Genomic DNA, 20,381 nt, shown 5'->3' with positions numbered 1-20,381 from the left:
ACGCCAAGCAGGACGAGCCATGACGACAACGCAAGACGGCCCGGTGACGGCGCCGCCTGAGCGCGCCACGCCCGCCCAGATCGCACAGATCAAGCAGCGCGCCGCGATCCTCTCGGTGATGGCGACCATCCTGCTCACGGCAGCGAAAATCGTCGGCGCCATCATTTCCGGCTCGCTCGCCCTGCTGACCGACGCGCTTCAGGGGCTGGTCGATGTCGGCTCGACGCTGTTCACCTGGTTCGCCGTGCGCGCCTCGGACAAGCCCGCCGACGACGAGCACCACTACGGGCATGGCAAGGTCGAGGCGCTGGCGGCGCTGGTCGAGACCGCGATCTTGTTCACGCTGGCCGGCGCGATCCTGTGGGAGGCCGGCAGCCGGCTGTGGAACAACCTGATCGAGCATGTCGCGGTGACGCCGCTGGTCATCGGCGTGATGCTGCTCTCGATGACGGTCGATGCCATTCGCTGGCGCTCGCTCACCCGGGTTGCCAAGGAGACCGGCAGCGAGGCGCTCGCCGGTGAAGCCACACATTTCTCGGCCGACTTCGTCGGCTCGGCGCTCGTGCTCGCCGGCCTCATCGGCGTCTGGTACGGCTTCGAGCGCGCCGACACGGCGGCCGCCTTCGCCATCGCTGCCTACACCGCCTTCTCGGCCTTTAGGCTGGCCCGCCGCGTCCTCGACACGCTGATGGACGCCGCCCCCGAAGGAGTCGGCGAAAAGCTGCGCGAGGCCGCGCGGCGCGTGCCGGGGGTGGTCGGGATCAACTGGCTCCGGGTCCGGCCCGCTGGCGGGCGCGTCCATGGCGAGATCGGCATCAGCGTCTCGCGGACGCTGCCGCTCGAGCGCGTCACCGCGATCAAGGCCGAACTTGGCGGAGCGCTGCTGAAAGCCGAGCCGGATTCTGAAATCACGATCACCGCCGATCCCGTGCAGGTCGACGACGAGACGGTGCTCGAACGCGTGCTCCTGATCGCGCTCAAGCTGAAGATCCCGGTGCACCACGTCACCGTCCACAGCATCGGCGACAAGCTCTCGGTCAGCCTCGACATGGAGGTCGATGCCAATCTGCCCCTTGGCGAGGCGCACGAGATCGCGACCCGGCTCGAAAATGCGATCCGGGCCGAATTCGGCGGAGAGACGGAGGTCGAGACCCATATCGAGCCGATGGAGACCGGCCAACCCCACGGCCACAACGCCGCCTGGGAGACGGTCGAGGACATCGGCAAGGCTCTCGCCGGCGAGGCCGCGAAGCTCGACGGCCCGATCCACGACATCCACAGCGTGCGCGTGCGCCAGACCGCCAAGGGGCTGGTGGTGAACTATCACTGCCGCGTCGACCCGACCCTGAACGTGGCGGCCGTGCATGACGCCGTCGACGCAATCGAGCGGGCCGTGCGGATCGCGCGCCCCCAGGTCTGCCGGCTGGTCAGCCATGCCGAGCCGGCGGTTTCGCCAGTCGTGTGAGCGCTCCCGCCGTCATTCTCGGGCACAGCGAAGCGCAGACCCGAGAATCTCCGGCCGGAAGATGCATCGGAATCTCTTTCGTCACGAGATGCTCGGGTCCAGCCCGAGCATGACGGCATGTTTCCATCCCAGGCCGGCATGCTCTAGAAACGCTCCCTGACCTTCGCCATCAGGGTTTCCATGCGCAACGACGATGCTCCGCTGATCCGTCTCGAGGATTACCGTCCCTCCGACTGGCTGATCGACACGGTCGATCTCGATATCAGCCTGCAACCGCAGAAGACGCGCGTGCGCGCCCTGCTCGCTTTGCGCCCCAATCCGGAAGGACAGCCCGGCGCACCGCTCAAGCTCGACGGCGACGAGCTGACGCTGAAATCGCTCGCCCTCGACGGCAAGCCGCTCGATGCTTCCGCCTATACAGTGACGCCGCAGGCGCTGACGATCCCGAGCCCGCCGCCGCATGATTTCACGCTCACGATCGAGACCGAGGTCGATCCTTCCGCCAACACGAAGCTGATGGGGCTCTACCGCTCGTCGAAGGTCTATTGCACCCAGTGCGAGGCGGACGGCTTCCGCCGCATCACCTATTTCCTCGATCGGCCCGACGTGATGAGCGTCTACACGGTCAGGCTGGAGGCGGCGAAGGCCGAGGCGCCGGTGCTGCTCTCCAACGGCAACCTCATCGCCACCGGCGAGGTGCCGGGCACGGACCGGCATTTCGCGATGTGGCACGACCCGCATCCGAAGCCGGCCTATCTCTTTGCGCTGGTTGGCGGTGCGCTCGACCATGTCCGGCAGGACTACGTCACCGCCGACGGCCACAGGGTCGAGCTCGCCGTCTATGTCGAGCCGGGCAAGGCGGGACGGGCCGGCTGGGCGCTGGATTCGCTGGTGCGCTGCATGCGCTGGGACGAGAAGGTCTTCGGCCGCAACTACGATCTCGACGTGTTCAACGTCGTCGCCGTGTCGGACTTCAACATGGGCGCGATGGAGAACAAGGGCCTGAACATCTTCAACGACAAATACGTCCTGGCCGACCCGCAGACCGCGACCGACGGCGACTATGCCTCGATCGAGGCGATCATCGCGCATGAGTACTTCCACAACTGGACCGGCAACCGCATCACCTGCCGCGACTGGTTCCAGCTCTGCCTGAAGGAAGGGCTGACCGTCTTCCGCGACCAGGAATTCTCCTCCGACGAGCGCTCGCGCCCGGTGAAGCGCATCGCCGATGTCCGCACCCTGCGCTCGACCCAGTTCTCCGAGGATGCCGGCCCCCTCGCCCATCCGGTGCGGCCGCGCGCCTACAAGGAGATCAACAACTTCTACACGCCGACCGTCTACGAGAAGGGCGCGGAGGTCATCCGCATGCTGAAGGTCCTGATCGGCGACGACGCCTTCCGGCGCGGCATGGACCTCTATTTCGAGCGCTGCGACGGCACGGCAGCGACGATCGAGGAGTTCCTCGCCTGCTTTGCGGAAAGCTCCGGCAAGGACCTCAGCCATTTCGCGCGCTGGTATGAGCAGGCCGGCACGCCGACCATCGTCGCCTCGGGCCGCTACGACGCGGCTGCCCGGCGCTATACGCTCGACCTCGCCCAGAGCACGCCGCAGACGCCCGGCCAGAACGACAAGCAACCGGTGGTCCTGCCGATCAAGCTCGGCCTTGTCGGGGCCGGGGGCGATCTGCCGCTGCAGACGCAATCGAACGCCTATGCCGGCGACGGCCTCGTCATCCTCGACAGCGCCGCGCTGTCCGTCACCTTTGACAACGTCTCCGAGCCGCCGATCCCGTCGCTGCTGCGCGGCTTCTCCGCACCCGCGCGGCTGGAACTCGACCTCTCGGACGGCGATCTCGCGCGGCTGTTCTCGGCCGACAGCGATTCCTTCAATCGCTGGCAGGCTCTGCAGACCGTCGCCACCCGCGCCCTCGTCGCCGCCGGCAAGCCTGGCGCCGATCGCAGCGCGCTGACCGTGACGGCCGGCGAGCTCGGCCAGGCGCTCGACGGCTTCCTCAAGGCCGAAGCGCTTGCGGATCCCGCCTTTGCTGCGCAGGTGTTGCGCCTGCCGGCACCGGCCGACATCGCGCGCGAGATCGGCCGCGACGTCGATCCGGACGCGATCTTCAAAGCCCATCGCAGCCTATCGGCCGCGATCGGAACGTCCCTTCTCCCGCAGTTGTCTGGCTTGCGGGAGGCGCTGGCGACAAAGGGCCCCTACAAGGCTGATGCCGCCTCCGCCGGGCATCGCGCGCTTCGCAACGAGCTGCTCGGGCTCGCCGCACTTGCCACCCCGGCCGAGGGCGCCGGCCTGTGCGAGGAGCAATTCGCTACCGCCGACAACCTGACCGACCGGCTTGCGGCACTGGCAGCGATGACACTGATCCCCGGAGAGCGGCGCGAAGCCCTGATCGCCCGCTTCGCCGCAGCCTATGCAGGCGAGCCGCTCGTCCTCGACAAATGGCTGATGGCGCAGGCGCTGATCCCCGAGCCCGAGACGCTGGAACGGGTTAAGCAACTGATGCAGCATCCCGCCTTCTCGCTCGGCAATCCGAACCGGGTGCGGGCGCTGATCGGCGGCTTCGCAGCCAATCTCACCCAGTTCAACCGCGCCGACGGCGAGGGCTACGACTTCGTCTGCGACATCGTCATCGCGCTGGACAAGACCAACCCGCAGGTCGCCTCGCGCCTGCTCGGCTCGTTCAAGAGCTGGCGCATGCTGGAGCCCGGCCGCAAGCGGCTGGCACAGGAGGCGTTGAGCACCGTCGCACGGATGCCGAACCTGTCGCGGGATGTCGCCGACATCGCCGAAAGGGCCCTCGCGTGACCCATATTCCCAAAGGTTAACGCCGACCTGTCCAATTTATTAACGTTTCATTACCCGCACAGGATTCATTGGATAAACAGCACAACCTAAAGGAGAATTCGAAGCAACTGACTCAACTCAGGGCTAGACAAAATCGGCCTCTCGGATTCAACTGACGGTGATTCGCGGGGATGCGGCACGTCTCCCGATCTTACTGACGGTAAAGTTTTCCGAAGGGGGACGGGCATGTCGCGTGCCAACGCGGATTGCGCATCCGTGCGCGCCGATACGATTCTGGGTGTAGCGAGGTCGCTGACCCATCCGTTGTATCAGCGCTTCGAGGGTTTCGAGCCCGCGCTCCGGACCGCCATCCCCGTCCTCGTCGGGCTCTTCCTCGTCATCCTCGGCGCCGGCGCGATCATGCAGACCTCTGCGATGCGCGACGACGCGCTGATCGATGCCGCCGGAGACATGGATCTGGTTTCCGCGCTGGTCGCCCGCGAGCTCGACACGGCGACGCTCGCCGGCAAAGAGCCGGCGGCGGTTCTCGCCGCCCTCACAGCCCGCCACCTCGCCGCTCATGGCCGCATCGTCCATGTCAGCGGCGCCGACGGGCGCGTGATCGCCAGCGAGCCGGTGATCGGCCAGACGCAGCGCACGCTCACCGACTTCCTTGGCCAGACCCAGCCGCTCACCGTCTTCGGGGACCGCGCCGGCGTGATGCGCATCACCCTGCCCAACGGCACCGACGTCTTCGCCAGCGTGCGCAACCTCGCCGCCCCGCTCGGCCAGGTCGCCGTGCTGCAACCGGTCTCGCGCGCCCTCTCCGTCTGGCAGATCCGCCGCTCCGGCCTCGCCATTCTGTTCGGCGCGGCGGGGCTCGTCCTCGGCGTCATCACGCTGGCCTTCATGCTGCAGTCGAAGCGCGCCCGTGCCGCCGACGAGGATTGCGACTGCGTGCGCGAACGCATCGACACCGCCCTCAACCGCGGCCATTGCGGCCTCTGGGATTGGGATCTCGCCCGCGGCCGCATCTACTGGTCGGATTCGATGTATGCCCTGCTCGGCTACGACCGCGCCGGCGAATACATGTCCTTCGGCGAGGTCAGCAGCTTCATCCATCACGATGACGTCGACCTCTATGCCATCGCCGATGCGGTGAGCCGCGGCGAGGCCAGCCATCTCGATCAGGAATTCCGGGTTCGCGCCATCTCGGGCGAGTGGATCTGGCTCAAGGCCCGCGCCGAGCTCGTCATCGACCGCCGCACCCGCTCGCGCCACCTCGTCGGCATCGTCGTCGACATCTCCGAGCAACGCCGCATGGCCGAGCGCACCGCAACCGCCGATGCCCGCCTGCGCGACGCGGTCGAGGCGATCTCGGAGGCTTTCGTTCTGTGGGATGCCGACAACCGGCTGATCCTCTGCAACGCCAAGTACCAACAGCTCCACCAGCTCCCCGCCGATGCCCTGCAATCCGGCATGAGCTATGACGAGATCATGGCGCGCTCCGCCCAGCCGCAGATCGACCAGGAGCCGATGCGCGTCCAGCGCGGCGCCGCCGGCGCCACCTCCTACGAGGCGCGGCTCTCCGACGGGCGCTGGCTCCAGATCAACGGCCGGCGCACCAAGGACGGCGGCTCGGTCTCCGTCGGCACGGACATCACCAAGCTGAAGCAGCAGGAAGAGCGGCTGACCCAGTCCGAGCACCAGCTCATGACCCATGTCACGGACCTCAAGGCCTCACGCCAGAAGCTCGAAACCCAGGCCCAGCAGCTTGCGGATCTCGCCGAACGCTATCTCGAGCAGAAGGCCGGTGCCGAAAGCGCCAACCGCGCCAAATCCGAATTCCTCGCCAATATGAGCCATGAGCTGCGCACGCCGCTCAATGCCATCATCGGCTTCTCCGAGATCATGGAGAACGGGCTGTTCGGTCCGCTCGGCGAGAAATACACCGACTACGTCCGCGACATCCGCTCCAGCGGCGGCTACCTGCTCGGCATCATCGACGACATTCTCGACATGTCGCGCATCGAATCCGGCAAGATGCGGCTGGAGAAGTCGGAGATCGCCATCGGCCCGGTGCTGGATCAGGCCCTGCTCAAGGTGCAGCCGGAGATCGAGCGCAAGCAGCTCATCGTCAATCTCGAAGGCCCGCTCGACACCCATCTCGAGGCCGATCCGCACGCGCTCTACCAGATCCTCAGCAACCTGCTCGACAACGCCGCCAAGTTCACGCCGGAAGGCGGCCGGATCGCGGTGCGTACCCGCCATGTGCCCGGCGCGCTCAACATCTTCATCGAGGACACCGGCATCGGCATCCCGAAGGAGAAGATCGACCGCGTCGGCCGGCCCTTCGAGCAGGTCGAGGGCGATCTGGTGCGCAGCTACAAGGGCTCGGGCCTGGGTCTCGCCATCGCGCGCTCGCTGGCCGAGCTGCATGGCGGCTCGCTCAGGCTGCGCTCGGCGATGGGCGCCGGGACGATCGTCATGGTCCACCTGCCGCTCGACGGCGGTGCCGAGCGCGTCACCGCGCAGGCGGCGTAAGGCTCAGCCAGCCTTCGCCTGCGACAGGATGCGGGTGAAGATCGCCCGCACGCCGGAGCGGACCTCGTCGAGCTCCGCCTTCAACACCTTGGCGTCGGGTCTTCCGACAGCCGTCGCGATCCGCCGCAGCACGCGAGGCGGCACCGCCTTGGGATCGAAGGCTTCCTCGACGGTGAAGCGTTGCCAGAGCTGGACGTCGCCGATCAGGCGGTGCGCCTCCAGAAGCGCCGAGGCATCCGCTTCCGAAAGCAGACCGGCGGCGCGCGCGGCGACGAAGACCGAAGCCGTATCGTTGACGATCAGCCCGGGATGGTCGCTGGCATAGGCCAGCAGCAGGAATTGGGCGAGGAAGTCGAGATCGGTCAGCCCGCCGGCCGCCAGCTTCAGATCCCAGGCATCTTTTTCTCCCTTCTCCCTGGCGATCAGGGCCCGCATCTCGGCCACGGCAGCCGCAACCTTGGCGGGCTCGCGCTTGCGGGAGAGGATCGCGCGGATCGAGGCTTCCGCCCGCTTCGCCAGCCCGGCGTCACCTGCGACGACGCGAGCACGGGTGAGCGCCATCTCCTCCCAGATCTCCGCCTCGCCCGCGTGATAGGCCTCGAAGCCCGCAAACTGCGTGGCCGCGGGGCTCTTGTTCCCGGTCGGGCGCAGGCGCATGTCGACCTGAAAAAGCGTGCCGCGCCGCGTCGGCACCGTCAGCGCCGCAACGAGGCGCTGGGTGAAGCGGATATGCCACGTCACCGGGTCGAGGCTCTTGGCGCCGTCGCTCGGCGCCGCATCATCGGGCCGGTCGTAGAGCAGGATGAGATCGAGGTCGGATGACGGCGTGAGCTCGCCAGCGCCGAGCCGCCCGAGGCCGAGCACGACGGTCTCGGCCCCTTCGATCGCGCCGTGATCGGCCGTGAAGGAAGATCGCGTATTGGCAAAGGCAACGCGCAGGCAGGCTTCGGCCACGGCGCAATAAGCCTGTCCCGCCCCCTCGGCCGCGTAGACGCCCGAAAGCAGGCGCGCGCCGACGAGGAAATTCTCCTGTCGGGCGGCGTCGCGCAGCCGGTCGAGCCCGTCCTCGACGCTGGGCGGCGGCGAGCCGACATGAGCCCGGATACGGCGCTCCAGGGTGTCGACGTCGAGGACCGCCTGCCCGAAAGCCGGGTCGATGACGCCGTCGAGCACATGCGGGTGCAGGGCTGCGACCTTGGCCAGGCGCGGCGCACTGCCGAGGATCTCGGTGAAGAGCGTCAGCAGGGAATCATGCGAGCGCAGCAGCGTCAGCAATTCGACTGCCGCAGGCATGCGAACGAACGCATTGTCGAGATGGGCGAGCGCGCCGTCGGGATCGGCAGTGCGGCCAAGCGCGACGAGCAGCGCGGGGGTCAATTCCGTCAACACCTCGCGGGCGCGAGCACTGGTGACCGCAGCGCGGCGGCCGAAATGCCACCCGCGCACCGTCTCCGCCGCCGTCATGCCATCCCGGAAGCCGAGCCTGCCGAGTGTTTGGACCGTCTCGGGATCAGGCTCGGAGCCGGTGAAGCTGAGCGTCCCGGCTTCCGAGGCGAGGCTGGGCCCCTCCTCGAACAGCAGGGCATAGTGACCCTCGACACGCCGGGCATGGGCCGTCAGCGCCTTGCCGAAGGCGGCGGCGTTGGCATAGCCGCAGAAGCGGGCGAAGGCGTCGAGGTCTCCCGCCGGCTTGGGCAGGGTCTGCGTCTGCTCGTCGTCGCGCATCTGCAGGCGGTGCTCGATCGTGCGCAGCCAGCGATAGGATTCGGAAAGCTCGTCGCGAGCCGCCGGCGTGATCCAGCCTTCGTTCGTCAGCTCCTTGAGCATATCGAGCGTGCGCGGCCCCCGCAGCGCCGGGCGACGGCCGCCGAAGACGAGTTGCTGCGTCTGGACGAAGAACTCGATCTCGCGGATGCCGCCGCGGCCGAGCTTCACATTGTGACCGGCGACCGCGATGGTCTCGTGGCCCTTCACCGTCTGGATCTGGCGCTTCATCGCATGGATGTCGGCGATGGTCGCGAAATCGAAATATTTGCGCCAGATGAAGGGGGCGAGATCCTTGATGAAGCGCTGGCCGAGCTCGGTATCGCCGGCGATCGGGCGCGCCTTGATCATGGCGGCGCGTTCCCAGTTCTGGCCGACCGTCTCGTAGTAGGAATAGGCTGATGGCAGCGCGATCGCGACATGGGTCGAGGCCGGGTCGGGTCGCAGCCGCAGGTCGACGCGGAAGACGTAGCCGTCCGGCGTGCGCTCCTGAATGATGCGGGCGATCTGCTGGGTGAGTTTGACGAAGAAGCTCGACGGTTCGCTGACGCCAGCCGCCTCCGCCGCCTCGGGATCGAAGAAGACGACGATGTCGATATCGGACGAGTAGTTCAGTTCCCCAGCGCCGTGCTTGCCGAGCGCCAGCACGACGAGGCCAGAGCCGGGCCCCGGATTGACCGGATCGGCCAGGTTGATCCGCCCGAGATCGGCGGCCTGGCGCAGCACATGGTTGGTCGCGAGGCGCACGGCCATGTCGGCGGTCGCGGTCAGCGCTGCCGTCACGGTCTCGACATTCCAGACGCCGCCGATGTCGGCAAGCGCGATCAGGAGCGCCATGGCGCGGCGGAAGCGGCGCAGCTCGCGCATCAGGTCCGAGGTCTCGCACCCGGCCGCGGCGAAGGCTTCGATCCGGGCGAGCAGCGCGTCGCGGCGCGCCTCCGGCGCCTGCACCAGGCAGGCGAGCAGCGCCTCCGGATCGAAACGCATGACCTGGGAGAGGAACGGAGAATGCGCCAGCACGCCCGCAACCAGCGCAGCGCTGCGCGGATGCTCGGCCAGATGAGCCTTGAGCGCCTCTGCCGCCGCCTCGTCATGCAGCCGCTCGATCAGCTCGCGCGCCAGCAGCGCCTCGGCCTTGGCGCGTGCCGGCAAGACCGGCGCCGCATCCAGCCTGTCACAGAGCCGCTCAGCCATCACACACCTTCCTCCTCAGGAGGACGGCACGCCAGCAGGGTTTGCGACGGCTGTCGAGCTTTGAGCCTCGGGAGCCGGCTGCGTTTCCACAGACTTGGACTCGGCCATCGGCAGGGTGATGACGACGCGCAGCCCGGGAGCGTTGTCTTCAAGGCTGAGGTGGCCGCCATGCAGACGCACAACACCGGATGCCAGCGACAGGCCCAGCCCGAAGCCGGGCTTGCTGCGGCTGGTGTCGAGGCGCACGAAGCGGTCGAGCGCGCGGCCGCGGTCGGCTTCCGGGATGCCTGGCCCGTGATCGGCCACGGAAAGTTCGATCTCGGCTCCGTTGCGCCTCGCGGCGATGGTCACGGTACCGTCCCCGCCCTGTTCGGGGCCGCCGTATTTCAGGGCGTTGTCGATCAGATTGGCGATGGCCTGCCCGACCAGCTCGCGGTTTCCGACGATCCGCAGATCCGGTTCGACCTCTCCGACGAGCGCGAGCCCGGCTTCCTCGGCGAGCGGCTCATAGAGTTCCGCCATTCCCGAGACGATCTCCGAAAGATCGAGCTCGGCCATGTTCTCGCTGACGCGGCCGGCCTCCAGCCGTGCCAGCATCAGCAAGGCGTTGAAGACGCGGATCAGGTTGTCCGCTTCCTCGATTGCCCCGTCGAGCGAAGCGCGCAGCTCATCGGGAGACTTGGCGCTGCGCAGCGCCTCCTCGGCCCGGTTGCGCAGGCGGGTCAGCGGTGTCTTGAGGTCATGGGCGATGTTGTCGGTCACCTGCTGCATGCCCGCCATCAGCTCCCCGATACGGTCCAGCATGGCGTTGAGGTTCAGCGCGAGGCGATCAAGCTCATCGCCCGTGCCGGTAATGGCGAGGCGCCCCTTCAGGTCACCTTCCATGATGCCATGCGCAGTCTCGCTCATGCCGTCGATGCGCTTCAGCACGCGGCGCGCCACAAACCAGCTTGCAAAACAGCCGAGAATGAAGACCAGCGCCGCCGACCAGCCGGCGGCACGGCGGATCACGGCGCCAAGCCGATCACGCTCCTCCAGATCGCGGCCGACGAGGAGGCGGAACCCGGCCGGCAGCATGAAGACGCGCACGAGCGCATGGCTCGGCGTATCGACCGTTTCGCTGGAGCGAGCGTATTCGATCTCGCTCTCGCCGGTGCGATCGAGCGTACCAGGCGGGATAGCCTCGACATTGCCGGCGATGCGCTCGCCCACCGGCGTCGTGACGAGATAGAGCGAGGCGCCGGGTCCGCGCGAGCGGCGCTCGATGATGTTGACCAGCCGGCGGATGCCGCCCTGGCGCTGCTGCTCGGCCAAGCCCTGGATCTCGGCATCGATGGTCGAGCGGATCTGGTCGGTCAGCAGGCGCTGCGCGTTCCAGGCGACATAGCCGAGCACGAAGGCGGCGAAGAGTGCGAAGATGACGAGATAGGCCGCCGTCAGCTTGAAGGCCGTCGTGCGGAACAGGGTCGGCAAGAACTTCTGGCGCCGTCGTGCGGGAGCATCAGCGGGCGTTGTCACGGACCATGTATCCCGCGCCGCGGATGGTGTGGATCATCGGCTGCTCGAAGCCCTTGTCGACCTTGGCGCGCAGGCGGCTGACATGCACGTCGATGACATTGGTCTGGGGGTCGAAGTGATAGTCCCAGACGTTCTCGAGCAGCATGGTGCGCGTAACGACCTGCCCGGCATGCTTCATCAGATATTCGAGCAGGCGGAACTCGCGCGGCTGGAGGACGATCTCCTGCCCCTCGCGAGTGACGCGATGAGCGAGTCGATCGAGCACCAGCTCGCCGACGCGGTAGGTGGTCGGCTCCGAGGCGGGCGCACCACGGCGGCGCGCCAGCACCTCGACGCGGGCCAGCAGCTCGGAGAAGGCATAGGGCTTGGGCAGATAGTCATCGCCGCCGGCGCGCAGCCCCTTCACCCGGTCGTCGACCTGGGCCAGCGCCGACAGGATGAGCGCCGGCGTCTCATCCTTCTGTTCGCGCAAGGAGCGGATCAGGGAAAGCCCGTCGAGGCGGGGCAGCATGCGGTCGACGACCAGCACGTCGTAGCCGCCGCCCTCGGCCATGGCATAGCCCTGCAGGCCGTCCGCGGCATGGTCGGCGACGTGGCCGACCTCGCGGAACGCCTTGGTCAGATAGGCCGCAGCCTCGGCATCATCTTCGACGATCAGGAGTCGCATGGGTCGAACCTAGCTCAGAGCAAACGCCGATCCAAACGGACCGGCCTTCGCTCTGTATTTTTGCTTATCGCTTTTTCTTCAGGCGAGCCGGTTTTCACTTCACTCGCAAGTGCTTCGAAAACAAAAAACGGCAGGCCGGAGGATACGCATCCGGCCTGCCGCCGCGACGGCTTGTCCCTCGGCTGGGGCGACAGAAAACCGAAGAGACCTGCCTGCTTCGCTGGGGCCCCGCGCCGGTCGGCTTGCTGCACAATCCGACCGGACTACGCGGTTTCCCCAAATCCTAGAGGCGGCTTTACCGGGCAGGTTGCTTCAACCTGCCTGGATCCCGCTCTACGCCGCGGGCTGGCGGCCAACCTCGAAGGTCACGTCACGGGACTTGCCTTCGCGGAACAGGGTGATCGTGGCCTTGGAGCCAGGGGCGAAAGTCGCGATCTTGCGGGAGAGGTCGCGTGCGTCCTTGATCACCTCGCCATTGACCGCAGTGATGGTGTCGCCGCGGCGGATACCGGCCTTGGCGGCGGGGCCATTGCCCTGCGCCTCGGCGACCAGCGCGCCCTTCGCTTCCTTCAGGCCGATGGCATCGGCCATCTCGCCCGTGACCGGCTGGATCTGCACGCCGATGAAGCCGCGCGCCACCGTGCCATCCTTCTTCAGCGAGTCCACCACCTGCTTGACGGTGGAGGCCGGGATCGCGAAGGCGATGCCGACATTGCCGCCGGAAGGCGAGTAGATCGCGGTGTTCACACCGACGACTTCGCCGTTCTGGTTGAAGGTCGGGCCGCCCGAGTTGCCGCGGTTGATCGGCGCGTCGATCTGGATGAAGTCGTCATAGGGACCCGAGCCGATGTCGCGCCCCTGGGCCGAGACGATGCCGGCCGTGACCGTGCCGCCGAGGCCGAAGGGGTTGCCGATCGCCAGCACCCAATCGCCGATGCGCGCCTTGCCGTCGGAGAGCTTCACATAGGCGTAGTCACCGGCGTCCTTGACCTTCAACAGGGCGAGATCGGTGCGCGGATCGGTGCCGACGACCTTGGCGTCCAGCGTCTTGCCGGAGTCGGTGACGAGCTGGACCTCCACGGCGTTCTCGACGACGTGGTTGTTGGTCACGACATAGCCGTCCTGGCTGACGAAGAAGCCCGAGCCCTGGGCCATGCCCTGGCGCGGCTGCGGCTTGTTCGGACGGTCGTTCTCGCCGGGCTCGCGGAAGAAGCGGCGCAGCTGCGGCGGCAGATCGTCCAGGTTCTGCTCGTCGCTGGCCGCTGCGGCCTGCGTCTTGACGCGGACGGAGACGACCGCGGGCTTCACCTTGTCGACGAGATCGGCAAAGGAAGGCAGCGCGCTCTGCGTGCCCGAGAGCTGGATCGGCTGTGCAATAGCGTTGTGATTCTGCATCAGGGCGCTGTCGGCGATGCCGGCGGCCAGGCCGATGCCCAGGATAGCGGTGCCGGCGAGAAGGGCGCCGCGCTTGAGGATGGACTTACGGGTCTCGTTCTGTGTCGTCATAATTTGAACCTCGTGAGCGTCAGGGTTTTCTCCCCTGTTCGTGACGAGGACCATGATGCCGGCCGCCTTACGCGGTTTTGGCCTGAACATGACGGTTTCGTAAGATTCAATTGCAAGACCGCGCGCACCGTCTTGACGGCCGCCGGCCCGGCGGTGCCCCCTGTCTCTGGGATGGGGGATGCCGATGCGTATCAGCTGGGGAATTTCGTTTGTCGCGGCCTGCCTCGGTGGGCCGGCCCTCGCGCAGCAGGGCTCAGCCTATAGCGCCGGACTGCGGGTGGCGCAGGCGCGGGGATATGAAAACGCCGACTGCTACGCCCGCGTCTTCGCGAAGCATGCGGTCGTCGTCGAGAAGCCGAACGGCCGGCGCGGTTGGTACGCAGCCTCGACCCCCGCCTACAATGCGGAACAGCGCTCCCGCTGCGGCATCGACCGGCTGCAGGATATGGCGGCGCGGCAAACGGCCCGAGGCGGCGGGACCGGGCATTCCCCAGCCATTGCCCAACGTATTGGCCTCGGCCTGGCCGCCCGCCACGGCTATTCAGGCAGCAGTGCAGCCTGCTTTGCTCGTATCTATGCCGTTTATGCTTCCCCGCAGCCGTCCCAGAACGGACGAGTCATGTATGGCGTATCCGGGGCCAGCGAGCATGTCTTTGCGCAGGAGCTGATGCGTTCCTGCAGGCTCACCTACTAGGGCTGTCCTCCGACTCGACCAAGGCCGCAACCTTGGCCTCTTCCTCGGCCGAGAGCCGCACGGGTTCCACGGCCGGAGCCGGGCGTCGACGGGCCAGGCGCCAGACAAAGATGAAGGCGAAGAGCAGAATTGCAAAAGGCGCCGCCCAGAGCAAAGCCGTGTGCGCATTGAACGGCGGTCGCAGCAGCACAAAATCGCCGTAGCGGGCGACGACGAAATCGACCACCGCCTTGTCGGTGTCGCCGGCGACGAGCCTTTCCCGGACGAGGATGCGCAGGTCGCGCGCCAGCGGCGCGTCGGAATCGTCGATCGACTGATTCTGGCAGACGAGACAGCGCAGACCACCGGAAATGGCGCGCGCGCGCTGCTCCTGCGCTGGGTTCGGCAGCACTTCGTCGGGCTGCACAGCCAATGCAGCCGTGACCGCAAACAATGCGATGCCGATGGCGAGGATGATCCGGCGCATCGGCCTACTCCGCCGGCTGCGGTGCCGCCACGGCCGGCGCGGCACGCTTCGGAGCCGCCAGCCGGAAGCGCCGGTCAGTGAGCGAAAGGCAGCCACCCATGGCCATGATGATCGAGCCGATCCAGATCAGCAGGATCAGCGGCTTGTCGTAGAGCCGCACGGCGACACCGCCATCCTGCGCCTCGCCGAGGCTGACATAGGCCTGGCTCAGCCCGTCGGTCCGAATTCCCGCTTCCGTCGTCGGCATTCCCCGGGCCGTATAGACGCGCTTGGACGCCTCAAGCGGCGCGAGCTCCCGATCACCCGAAAAGAGCTGGAAGCGGGCGACTTCGGCGCGGAAATTCGGCCCGGTCCGGGGCGTGACACCCTCCAGCACGACCGTATAGCGCCCGCTCGTCAGCCGCTCGCCCGGCTTGAGGACCGTGATCGCCTCGCTGCTCCAGGCGGCAGCCGCGATGCCGATGATGCTCACTCCGATGCCGGCATGCGCCAGCGCCGTGCCCCAGGCAGAGCGCGGCAGGCCCTTGGCGCGCGACAGCACCGCCTTCCAGCCGCTGGCTCGCGTGACGATACGTTCGCCTAGATCGACGGCCGCGCCGAGGATCAGGAAGACGCCGAGCCCGACGCCGAGGGGCGCCAGAACCGGCCCGCCACGGGTGAAGGCGATCACGGCGAGTGAGGTCAGCACCGCGACCCCGAAGGCGGCAGCATTGCGCTGCGCGGCGCCGAGCAGATCACCGCGCTTCCAGGCGAGCGACTGGCCGATCGGCAGGACCAGCAGCAACGGCACCATCACCGGGATGAAGGTCGCGTTGTAGAAGGGCGCGCCGACCGAGATCTTGTCGCCGGTCAGCATCTCCAGGACGAGCGGATAGAGCGTGCCGACGAAAACGGTGGCGCAGGCCGTGGCGAGGAAGATGTTGTTGACGACCAGCGCCCCCTCCCGGGAGATCGGCGCGAACAGCCCGCCCTGCCGCAGCAGAGGTGCGCGCCAGGCGAAGAGTGCGAGCGAGCCGCCGACGAAGAAGACCAGGATGAAGAGGATGAACAGGCCCCGCGCCGGATCGCTGGCGAAGGAGTGCACCGAGGTCAGCACGCCGGAACGAACGATGAAGGTGCCGAGCAGCGAGAGCGAGAAGGTCAGGATCGCGAGCAGGATCGTCCAGACCTTGAGCGCGTCGCGCTTCTCCATCACCACGGTCGAATGGATCAGGGCCGTGCCGGCGAGCCAAGGCATGAAGGAGGCGTTCTCGACCGGGTCCCAGAACCACCAGCCGCCCCAGCCCAATTCGTAATAGGCCCAGTAGGAGCCCATCGCGATGCCCAGCGTCAGGAAGGTCCAGGCCAGCAGCGTCCAGGGCCTGACGGCCCGCGCCCACATCGCGTCGATCCGTCCGTCGATCAGGGCGGCGACGGCGAAGGCGTAGGTGATCGAGAAGCCGACATAGCCGATATAGAGCAGCGGCGGATGGATCGCGAGCCCGAGGTCCTGCAGGATCGGGTTGAGATCCTGCCCTTCCGCCGGGGCCTGCATCAGGCGCTGGAACGGGTTCGAGGTCAGCAGCAGAAAGGCGAGGAAGGCCACGGCCACCAGCCCCTGCACGGCCAGCGTCCCGGCCCGCAGCCGCGGCGGCAGCGAGTTGCGCGACAGCGCGACCAGCGCCCCGAACAGGGTCAGGATCAGCACCCAGAGCAGCATCGAGCCCTCGTGGTTGCCCCAGACCGAGGTGAGTTTATAGATCAGCGGCTGCGTCGAATGGGAGTTCGCGACGACGTTCGCCACCGAGAAATCCGAGCGGACATAGGATGCGACCAATGCCGCGAACGACAGCGCGACCAGCGCGAAGCTGATCAGCGCCGCGCTGCTGCCGACCGACGCCAGCGCCCTGTCATGCCGCACGACGCCCCAGAACGGCACCAGCGTCTGGATGACGGAGACGCCGAGCGCGAGCGCCAGCGCGTAATGACCGATCTCGACGATCATGACCGGCTCATGGCTTGGCCGCTGGCGCGGCGGGTGCGCCGGGGCCGCCGGGCTGCCAGTGCCCCTGCTTCTTCAGCGTGTCGGCAACCTCGCGCGGCATATAGGTCTCGTCATGCTTGGCCAGCACCGAATCCGCCTTGAAGCGCCCTGCCCCTTCGAAGACGCCCTCGGTGACGACGCCCTGCCCCTCGCGGAACAGATCCGGCAGCAACCCGTCATAGCTGACCTTCATGGCGGTCTTGCTGTCGGTGATCGCGAAGGAGACGCGCTGGCCCGGCCCGCGCTGGACGGAGCCCGTCTCGACAAGGCCGCCGAGGCGCATGCGGGTGCCGGGAGCTACGCCCTTCTCGACGATCTCCGTCGGGCCGTAAAAGAACACGATCGTGTCGCGCATGGCGAAGAGCACGAGCCCGGCCGCGAAGAACAGCACGGCGCCGGCCGCCGCGATCAGCGCAAGGCGGCGCTGCTTCCGGGTCAGGCGGCGCTTGGCCGGCATGGGGCGGGTGGGCTGGGCGACACTCACGGCTTGGCTTCCTTCAAGGCCAATTCATCGGCCAGGGCATCGATGGCCGCAAGTGCTGCCTGATCCTGCGACAGCCGCTCGCGCGCCGTCTTCACCGCCTGCACCGCGGCGTCCCGATCGCCGAGGACGGCGCGGGCGCGGATCAGGCGGCTCCATTCGGGCAGCGTTCCGCCGCCACCGGCCAGCCGCGCGGCCAGGCCGTCCACCATGCCCTTGATCGCCTGCTGACGTTCGGCCTCCGGCAAAGCCGCGACCGCCTTGCGCCCGGCATCGGCCTGCATCTGCTCGATACGGGCGCGCACGGCAGCGGCCCATTCCACTTGCGGGGGCGCATCGGCGAGGAGCTGCTGCAGAGCGGACAACGCGCCTTCCCCATCGCCGTCCTGCTCCTTGCCGACGGCGAGATAGTAGCGCGCCCGCGCGTTGCTCGGGTCGAGCTTGACCGCTTCCGCCAAGGCTTCCCGCGCAGCCGCCGTCACGATGCCACCGGCTTCGAGAATGCGGGCCTCGCCGAGCCCGGCGAGCAGATCGGTGTCGGGCTTGCCGTAGCGAACTGTCGCCGCGAAAGCCTTGACTGCCTCGTCGTAGCGTCCCTGTCTCAGATAGATCGGCGCGATCAGGGACCAGCCTTTGGCGTCGGTCGGATTGGCCGCAAGATGGGCCTCCATACGCGCCAGGACAACGGCGAAATCCTGCTGCGGCCCGGCCTTCTCGAGCCGCGCGGCCAGCGGCTGGTCGGAGAAGCCCGGCGAGCCGTAGAGCCCGTAGACCAGCAAGGCGAGTAGCGGCACGACCGACAGCATCAGGGCCGAGCTGGCACGGCGGCGCCGCAGGGACGGCTCGGTCTCGCCCGAAGGGCCCACCTCGTCGTTGGCGGCCCGCAGCAGGCGGCGCGCCGCCTCGGCACGCGTCGCTTCCGCTTCCGACTCGGCGATCAGCTTGCGGCCGAGATCGCGGTCGATCTCCTTGAGCTGCGCGCGATAGAGGCTCTTGGCATCCGCTATATCGGCGAAATCCTGAAGCTGGCCGTGACTGAGCGGCCGGAGCAAGGCGAAGATCGCCGCTCCCGTCATTGCCGCAAAGATCGTCCAGATCATCATAGGGTGTTCTTAGCGAATCGGCCGGTCGAGTTCATGGCGACAAAGGGTCACGCGGGCTTGGATTTGATCTAGATCGAAGGCAAGACGAGCCGCGCGCGCAACCCGCCCAACGGCGAACGCTGCAGCGTCAGCTCGCCGCCATAGAGCTTGGCGAGATCGACGACAATCGACAATCCGAGGCCGGACCCCGGTGTCGCCTCGTCGAGCCGGCGGCCGCGCTTCAGCACTTCCGCCATGGCACCATGCGGGAGGCCTGGACCATCGTCGTCGATCAGCAACGCCATCTTCTCATTGTCATCGGCCTTGCCACTCTCCAGCGAGACCTCGACTTTCGACGACGCCCATTTGAAGGCATTGTCGAGCAGGTTTCCGAGCATTTCCTCGAAATCCTGCTTCTCGCCGCGGAAGCGCAGCGTCTTCGGAACGGCGTGCGAGCCGGCGATCTCCCTGTCCTGGGAGATCTTCATGAATGTCCGCAGGAGCGCTTCAAGCGACGGAACCACCTCGGTGACGCCGCCCAACGCGCCGGACAGCGCAGCGGCCCGCGCCCGATCGAGATAATACTGGACCTGATCCCGCATGATCGCGGTCTGTGTCCGAACGGTCTGCGGGAGTTGCCCTTCGCCCGAACCTGCCTCGTTCATCATGACGCTGAGCGGCGTCTTGAGGGCATGAGCGAGGTTGCCGACCTGCGTGCGGGCGCGATCGAGAATCTCGTGATTGGCGTCGATCAACTGATTGAGTTCGCTCGCGAGCGGCGCGAGGTCGGGCGGGTACTGGCCCGCGATGCGCGGGCTCTCGCCCGTCCTTACCGAACCGACGGCGGTCCGCAGGCGCACCAGCGGCCGCAGGCCGAACCGGACCTGGACTAGCGTCGAGGCGACAAGCGCAAGGCCGAGCAGCAGGAAGGTCATCGCCAGCGCGAAGCGGAAATCCTGGATATCGCCTTCGATCTCATCGGCCGGCGCGGCGACGGCAACGGTGAAGCGACCGTCCTCGCCGACATCGATCTCGCGCTCGAGAATGCGCAGCTGGCGATCGTCCGGGCCGGAAACATAGCTCTCCCGCAGACCGCGGCTGTTGGGCGCGATCGACTGGTCGAGGAGCTTCGGCAGCTGGCCACCGACCAGTGACCGTGACGCGCGCACATTGGGCCGCTCGCCATCGAGGCGGGTGATTTGCCAGTACCAGCCGGTCAGCGGCAGGTCGAAGCGCGGCTCGCCGAGATCACCGACCGTCTGGCGCTCCGTTTCGGGCGGCGCGGCGAGATCGGCGACGAGTTGCTTGATATAGACCGAGAGCCGCTCGTCGAAGCCGCGCTCGGCCGAGCGGCGGTAGAAGGTGGTCAGGCCGACACCGGCCAGGACCAGGATGAGGACGCAGCAAAACGCCGCCGAGAGAAAGAGCCGCGCTCCCAGCGAATAACGATGGGATTTGAGGACCATCTCCCGCGATCAGACCTTTTCCGGAGCAGCGGCGATGTAGCCGAGGCCCCGGACGGTCTCGATGACGTCGACCCCGAGCTTCTTGCGCAAGCGGCCGACAAAAACCTCGATCGTGTTGGAATCGCGATCGAAATCCTGGTCGTAGAGGTGCTCGACCAATTCGGTGCGCGAAACGACCCGCCCCTGATGGTGCATCAGGTAGGAGAGCAGCCGATACTCGTGCGAGGTCAGCTTCACCGGGTTGCCATCGACCACCACGCGGCTTGCCCGCGTATCGAGCCGAACCGGTCCGCAGACGAGTTCCGATGTGGCATGGCCGGCCGCGCGGCGCAGCAAGGCGCGGACGCGTGCCAGAAGCTCCTCGACATGGAACGGCTTGACGACATAGTCGTCCGCGCCGGCATCGAAGCCCCCAACCTTGTCGCTCCAGCGGTCGCGCGCCGTCAGGATCAGCACCGGCATGGTCTTGCCAGCCCGGCGCCAGCCCTGCAGCACCGCGACACCATCGACCTTCGGCAGGCCGAGATCGAGAATGACGGCGTCATAGGGCTCGGTCTCGCCGAGATAGAGCCCCTCCTCGCCGTCGAAAGCCTTGTCGACGGCGTAGCCGGCGTTCTCCAGAGCGGTCACGATCTGGCGGTTGAGGTCCTTGTCGTCCTCGACGACGAGCAGTCTCACGGTGGGTTCGCTCCAGTTTGTGCAGATG

13 protein-coding genes and 1 pseudogene are annotated in these 20,381 nt (G+C 67.3%); 4 read left to right on the top strand and 10 right to left on the bottom strand.

The window, feature by feature from the left end; genetic code table 11:
* Nucleotides 1–19: 19 nt before the first annotated feature.
* The 3 genes from AC1DNE_RS10035 to AC1DNE_RS10025 all read left to right on the top strand — a co-directional run bounded on the left by AC1DNE_RS10035 (nt 20) and on the right by AC1DNE_RS10025 (nt 6,814).
* A complete protein-coding gene (locus tag AC1DNE_RS10035; RefSeq protein WP_441468597.1) occupies nt 20–1,465 on the top strand; it encodes a cation diffusion facilitator family transporter in 1,446 nt (481 codons plus the stop codon).
* 180 nt (nt 1,466–1,645) lie between these two features.
* Nucleotides 1,646–4,291, top strand: a complete 2,646-nt coding sequence (pepN, locus tag AC1DNE_RS10030) for an aminopeptidase N (protein ID WP_476764974.1) — start codon at nt 1,646–1,648, stop codon at nt 4,289–4,291.
* Nucleotides 4,292–4,516: 225 nt separating this feature from the next.
* The gene (locus AC1DNE_RS10025) at nt 4,517–6,814 is read left to right on the top strand and encodes a PAS domain-containing sensor histidine kinase (RefSeq protein WP_476764973.1); all 2,298 of its coding nucleotides are present in this window, start codon (nt 4,517–4,519) and stop codon (nt 6,812–6,814) included.
* 3 nt (nt 6,815–6,817) lie between these two features.
* On the opposite strand, the gene AC1DNE_RS10020 is transcribed toward AC1DNE_RS10025, so the two are convergent.
* The 4 genes and pseudogenes from AC1DNE_RS10020 to AC1DNE_RS10005 all read right to left on the bottom strand — a co-directional run.
* Entirely contained in the window at nt 6,818–9,772 is a 2,955-nt protein-coding gene (locus tag AC1DNE_RS10020) for a bifunctional [glutamine synthetase] adenylyltransferase/[glutamine synthetase]-adenylyl-L-tyrosine phosphorylase (protein ID WP_441468600.1), read from the bottom strand.
* A gap of 15 nt (nt 9,773–9,787) precedes the next feature.
* A complete protein-coding gene (locus tag AC1DNE_RS10015; protein WP_441468601.1) occupies nt 9,788–11,290 on the bottom strand; it encodes a HAMP domain-containing sensor histidine kinase in 1,503 nt (500 codons plus the stop codon).
* A complete protein-coding gene (locus AC1DNE_RS10010) occupies nt 11,274–11,957 on the bottom strand; it encodes a response regulator transcription factor (RefSeq protein WP_149130308.1) in 684 nt (227 codons plus the stop codon). The genes AC1DNE_RS10015 and AC1DNE_RS10010 overlap by 17 nt, the downstream gene beginning before the upstream one ends.
* A gap of 339 nt (nt 11,958–12,296) precedes the next feature.
* A pseudogene (locus AC1DNE_RS10005) lies at nt 12,297–13,352 on the bottom strand (trypsin-like peptidase domain-containing protein); the annotation flags it as partial.
* Nucleotides 13,353–13,641: 289 nt separating this feature from the next.
* On the opposite strand from AC1DNE_RS10005, the gene AC1DNE_RS10000 reads away from it, so the two are divergent.
* Nucleotides 13,642–14,157, top strand: coding sequence for a hypothetical protein (locus AC1DNE_RS10000; RefSeq protein WP_441468602.1), 516 nt, complete (start codon nt 13,642–13,644; stop codon nt 14,155–14,157).
* On the opposite strand, the gene AC1DNE_RS09995 is transcribed toward AC1DNE_RS10000, so the two are convergent.
* From AC1DNE_RS09995 to AC1DNE_RS09970, 6 genes are all read right to left on the bottom strand, one after another.
* Nucleotides 14,147–14,623, bottom strand: coding sequence for a cytochrome c-type biogenesis protein (locus AC1DNE_RS09995; protein WP_441468603.1), 477 nt, complete (start codon nt 14,621–14,623; stop codon nt 14,147–14,149). The two genes, AC1DNE_RS10000 and AC1DNE_RS09995, sit on opposite strands and share 11 nt — an antisense overlap.
* Nucleotides 14,624–14,627: 4 nt before the next feature.
* Nucleotides 14,628–16,607 carry a heme lyase CcmF/NrfE family subunit gene (locus tag AC1DNE_RS09990; protein WP_441468604.1) on the bottom strand — a complete coding sequence of 660 codons (1,980 nt, stop codon included), beginning with the start codon at nt 16,605–16,607 and terminating at the stop codon, nt 14,628–14,630.
* Nucleotides 16,608–16,614: 7 nt separating this feature from the next.
* Nucleotides 16,615–17,085: a cytochrome c maturation protein CcmE gene (ccmE, locus tag AC1DNE_RS09985; protein WP_441468962.1), complete on the bottom strand. Its 471-nt coding sequence runs from the start codon at nt 17,083–17,085 to the stop codon at nt 16,615–16,617.
* Nucleotides 17,086–17,126: 41 nt separating this feature from the next.
* Nucleotides 17,127–18,227: a c-type cytochrome biogenesis protein CcmI gene (ccmI, locus tag AC1DNE_RS09980; RefSeq protein WP_441468605.1), complete on the bottom strand. Its 1,101-nt coding sequence runs from the start codon at nt 18,225–18,227 to the stop codon at nt 17,127–17,129.
* A gap of 71 nt (nt 18,228–18,298) precedes the next feature.
* Nucleotides 18,299–19,675: a sensor histidine kinase gene (locus AC1DNE_RS09975; protein WP_441468606.1), complete on the bottom strand. Its 1,377-nt coding sequence runs from the start codon at nt 19,673–19,675 to the stop codon at nt 18,299–18,301.
* Nucleotides 19,676–19,684: 9 nt separating this feature from the next.
* On the bottom strand, nt 19,685–20,353 hold the full coding sequence (locus AC1DNE_RS09970; RefSeq protein WP_441468607.1) for a response regulator transcription factor: 669 nt from the start codon (nt 20,351–20,353) through the stop codon (nt 19,685–19,687).
* Between the last annotated feature and the right edge of the window lie 28 nt (nt 20,354–20,381).

The organism is Allobosea sp. 05L423, assembly GCF_056397745.1.
Note: the sequence above shows the minus strand (reverse complement) of the source record. Positions and strands in the feature narration are given on the sequence as shown.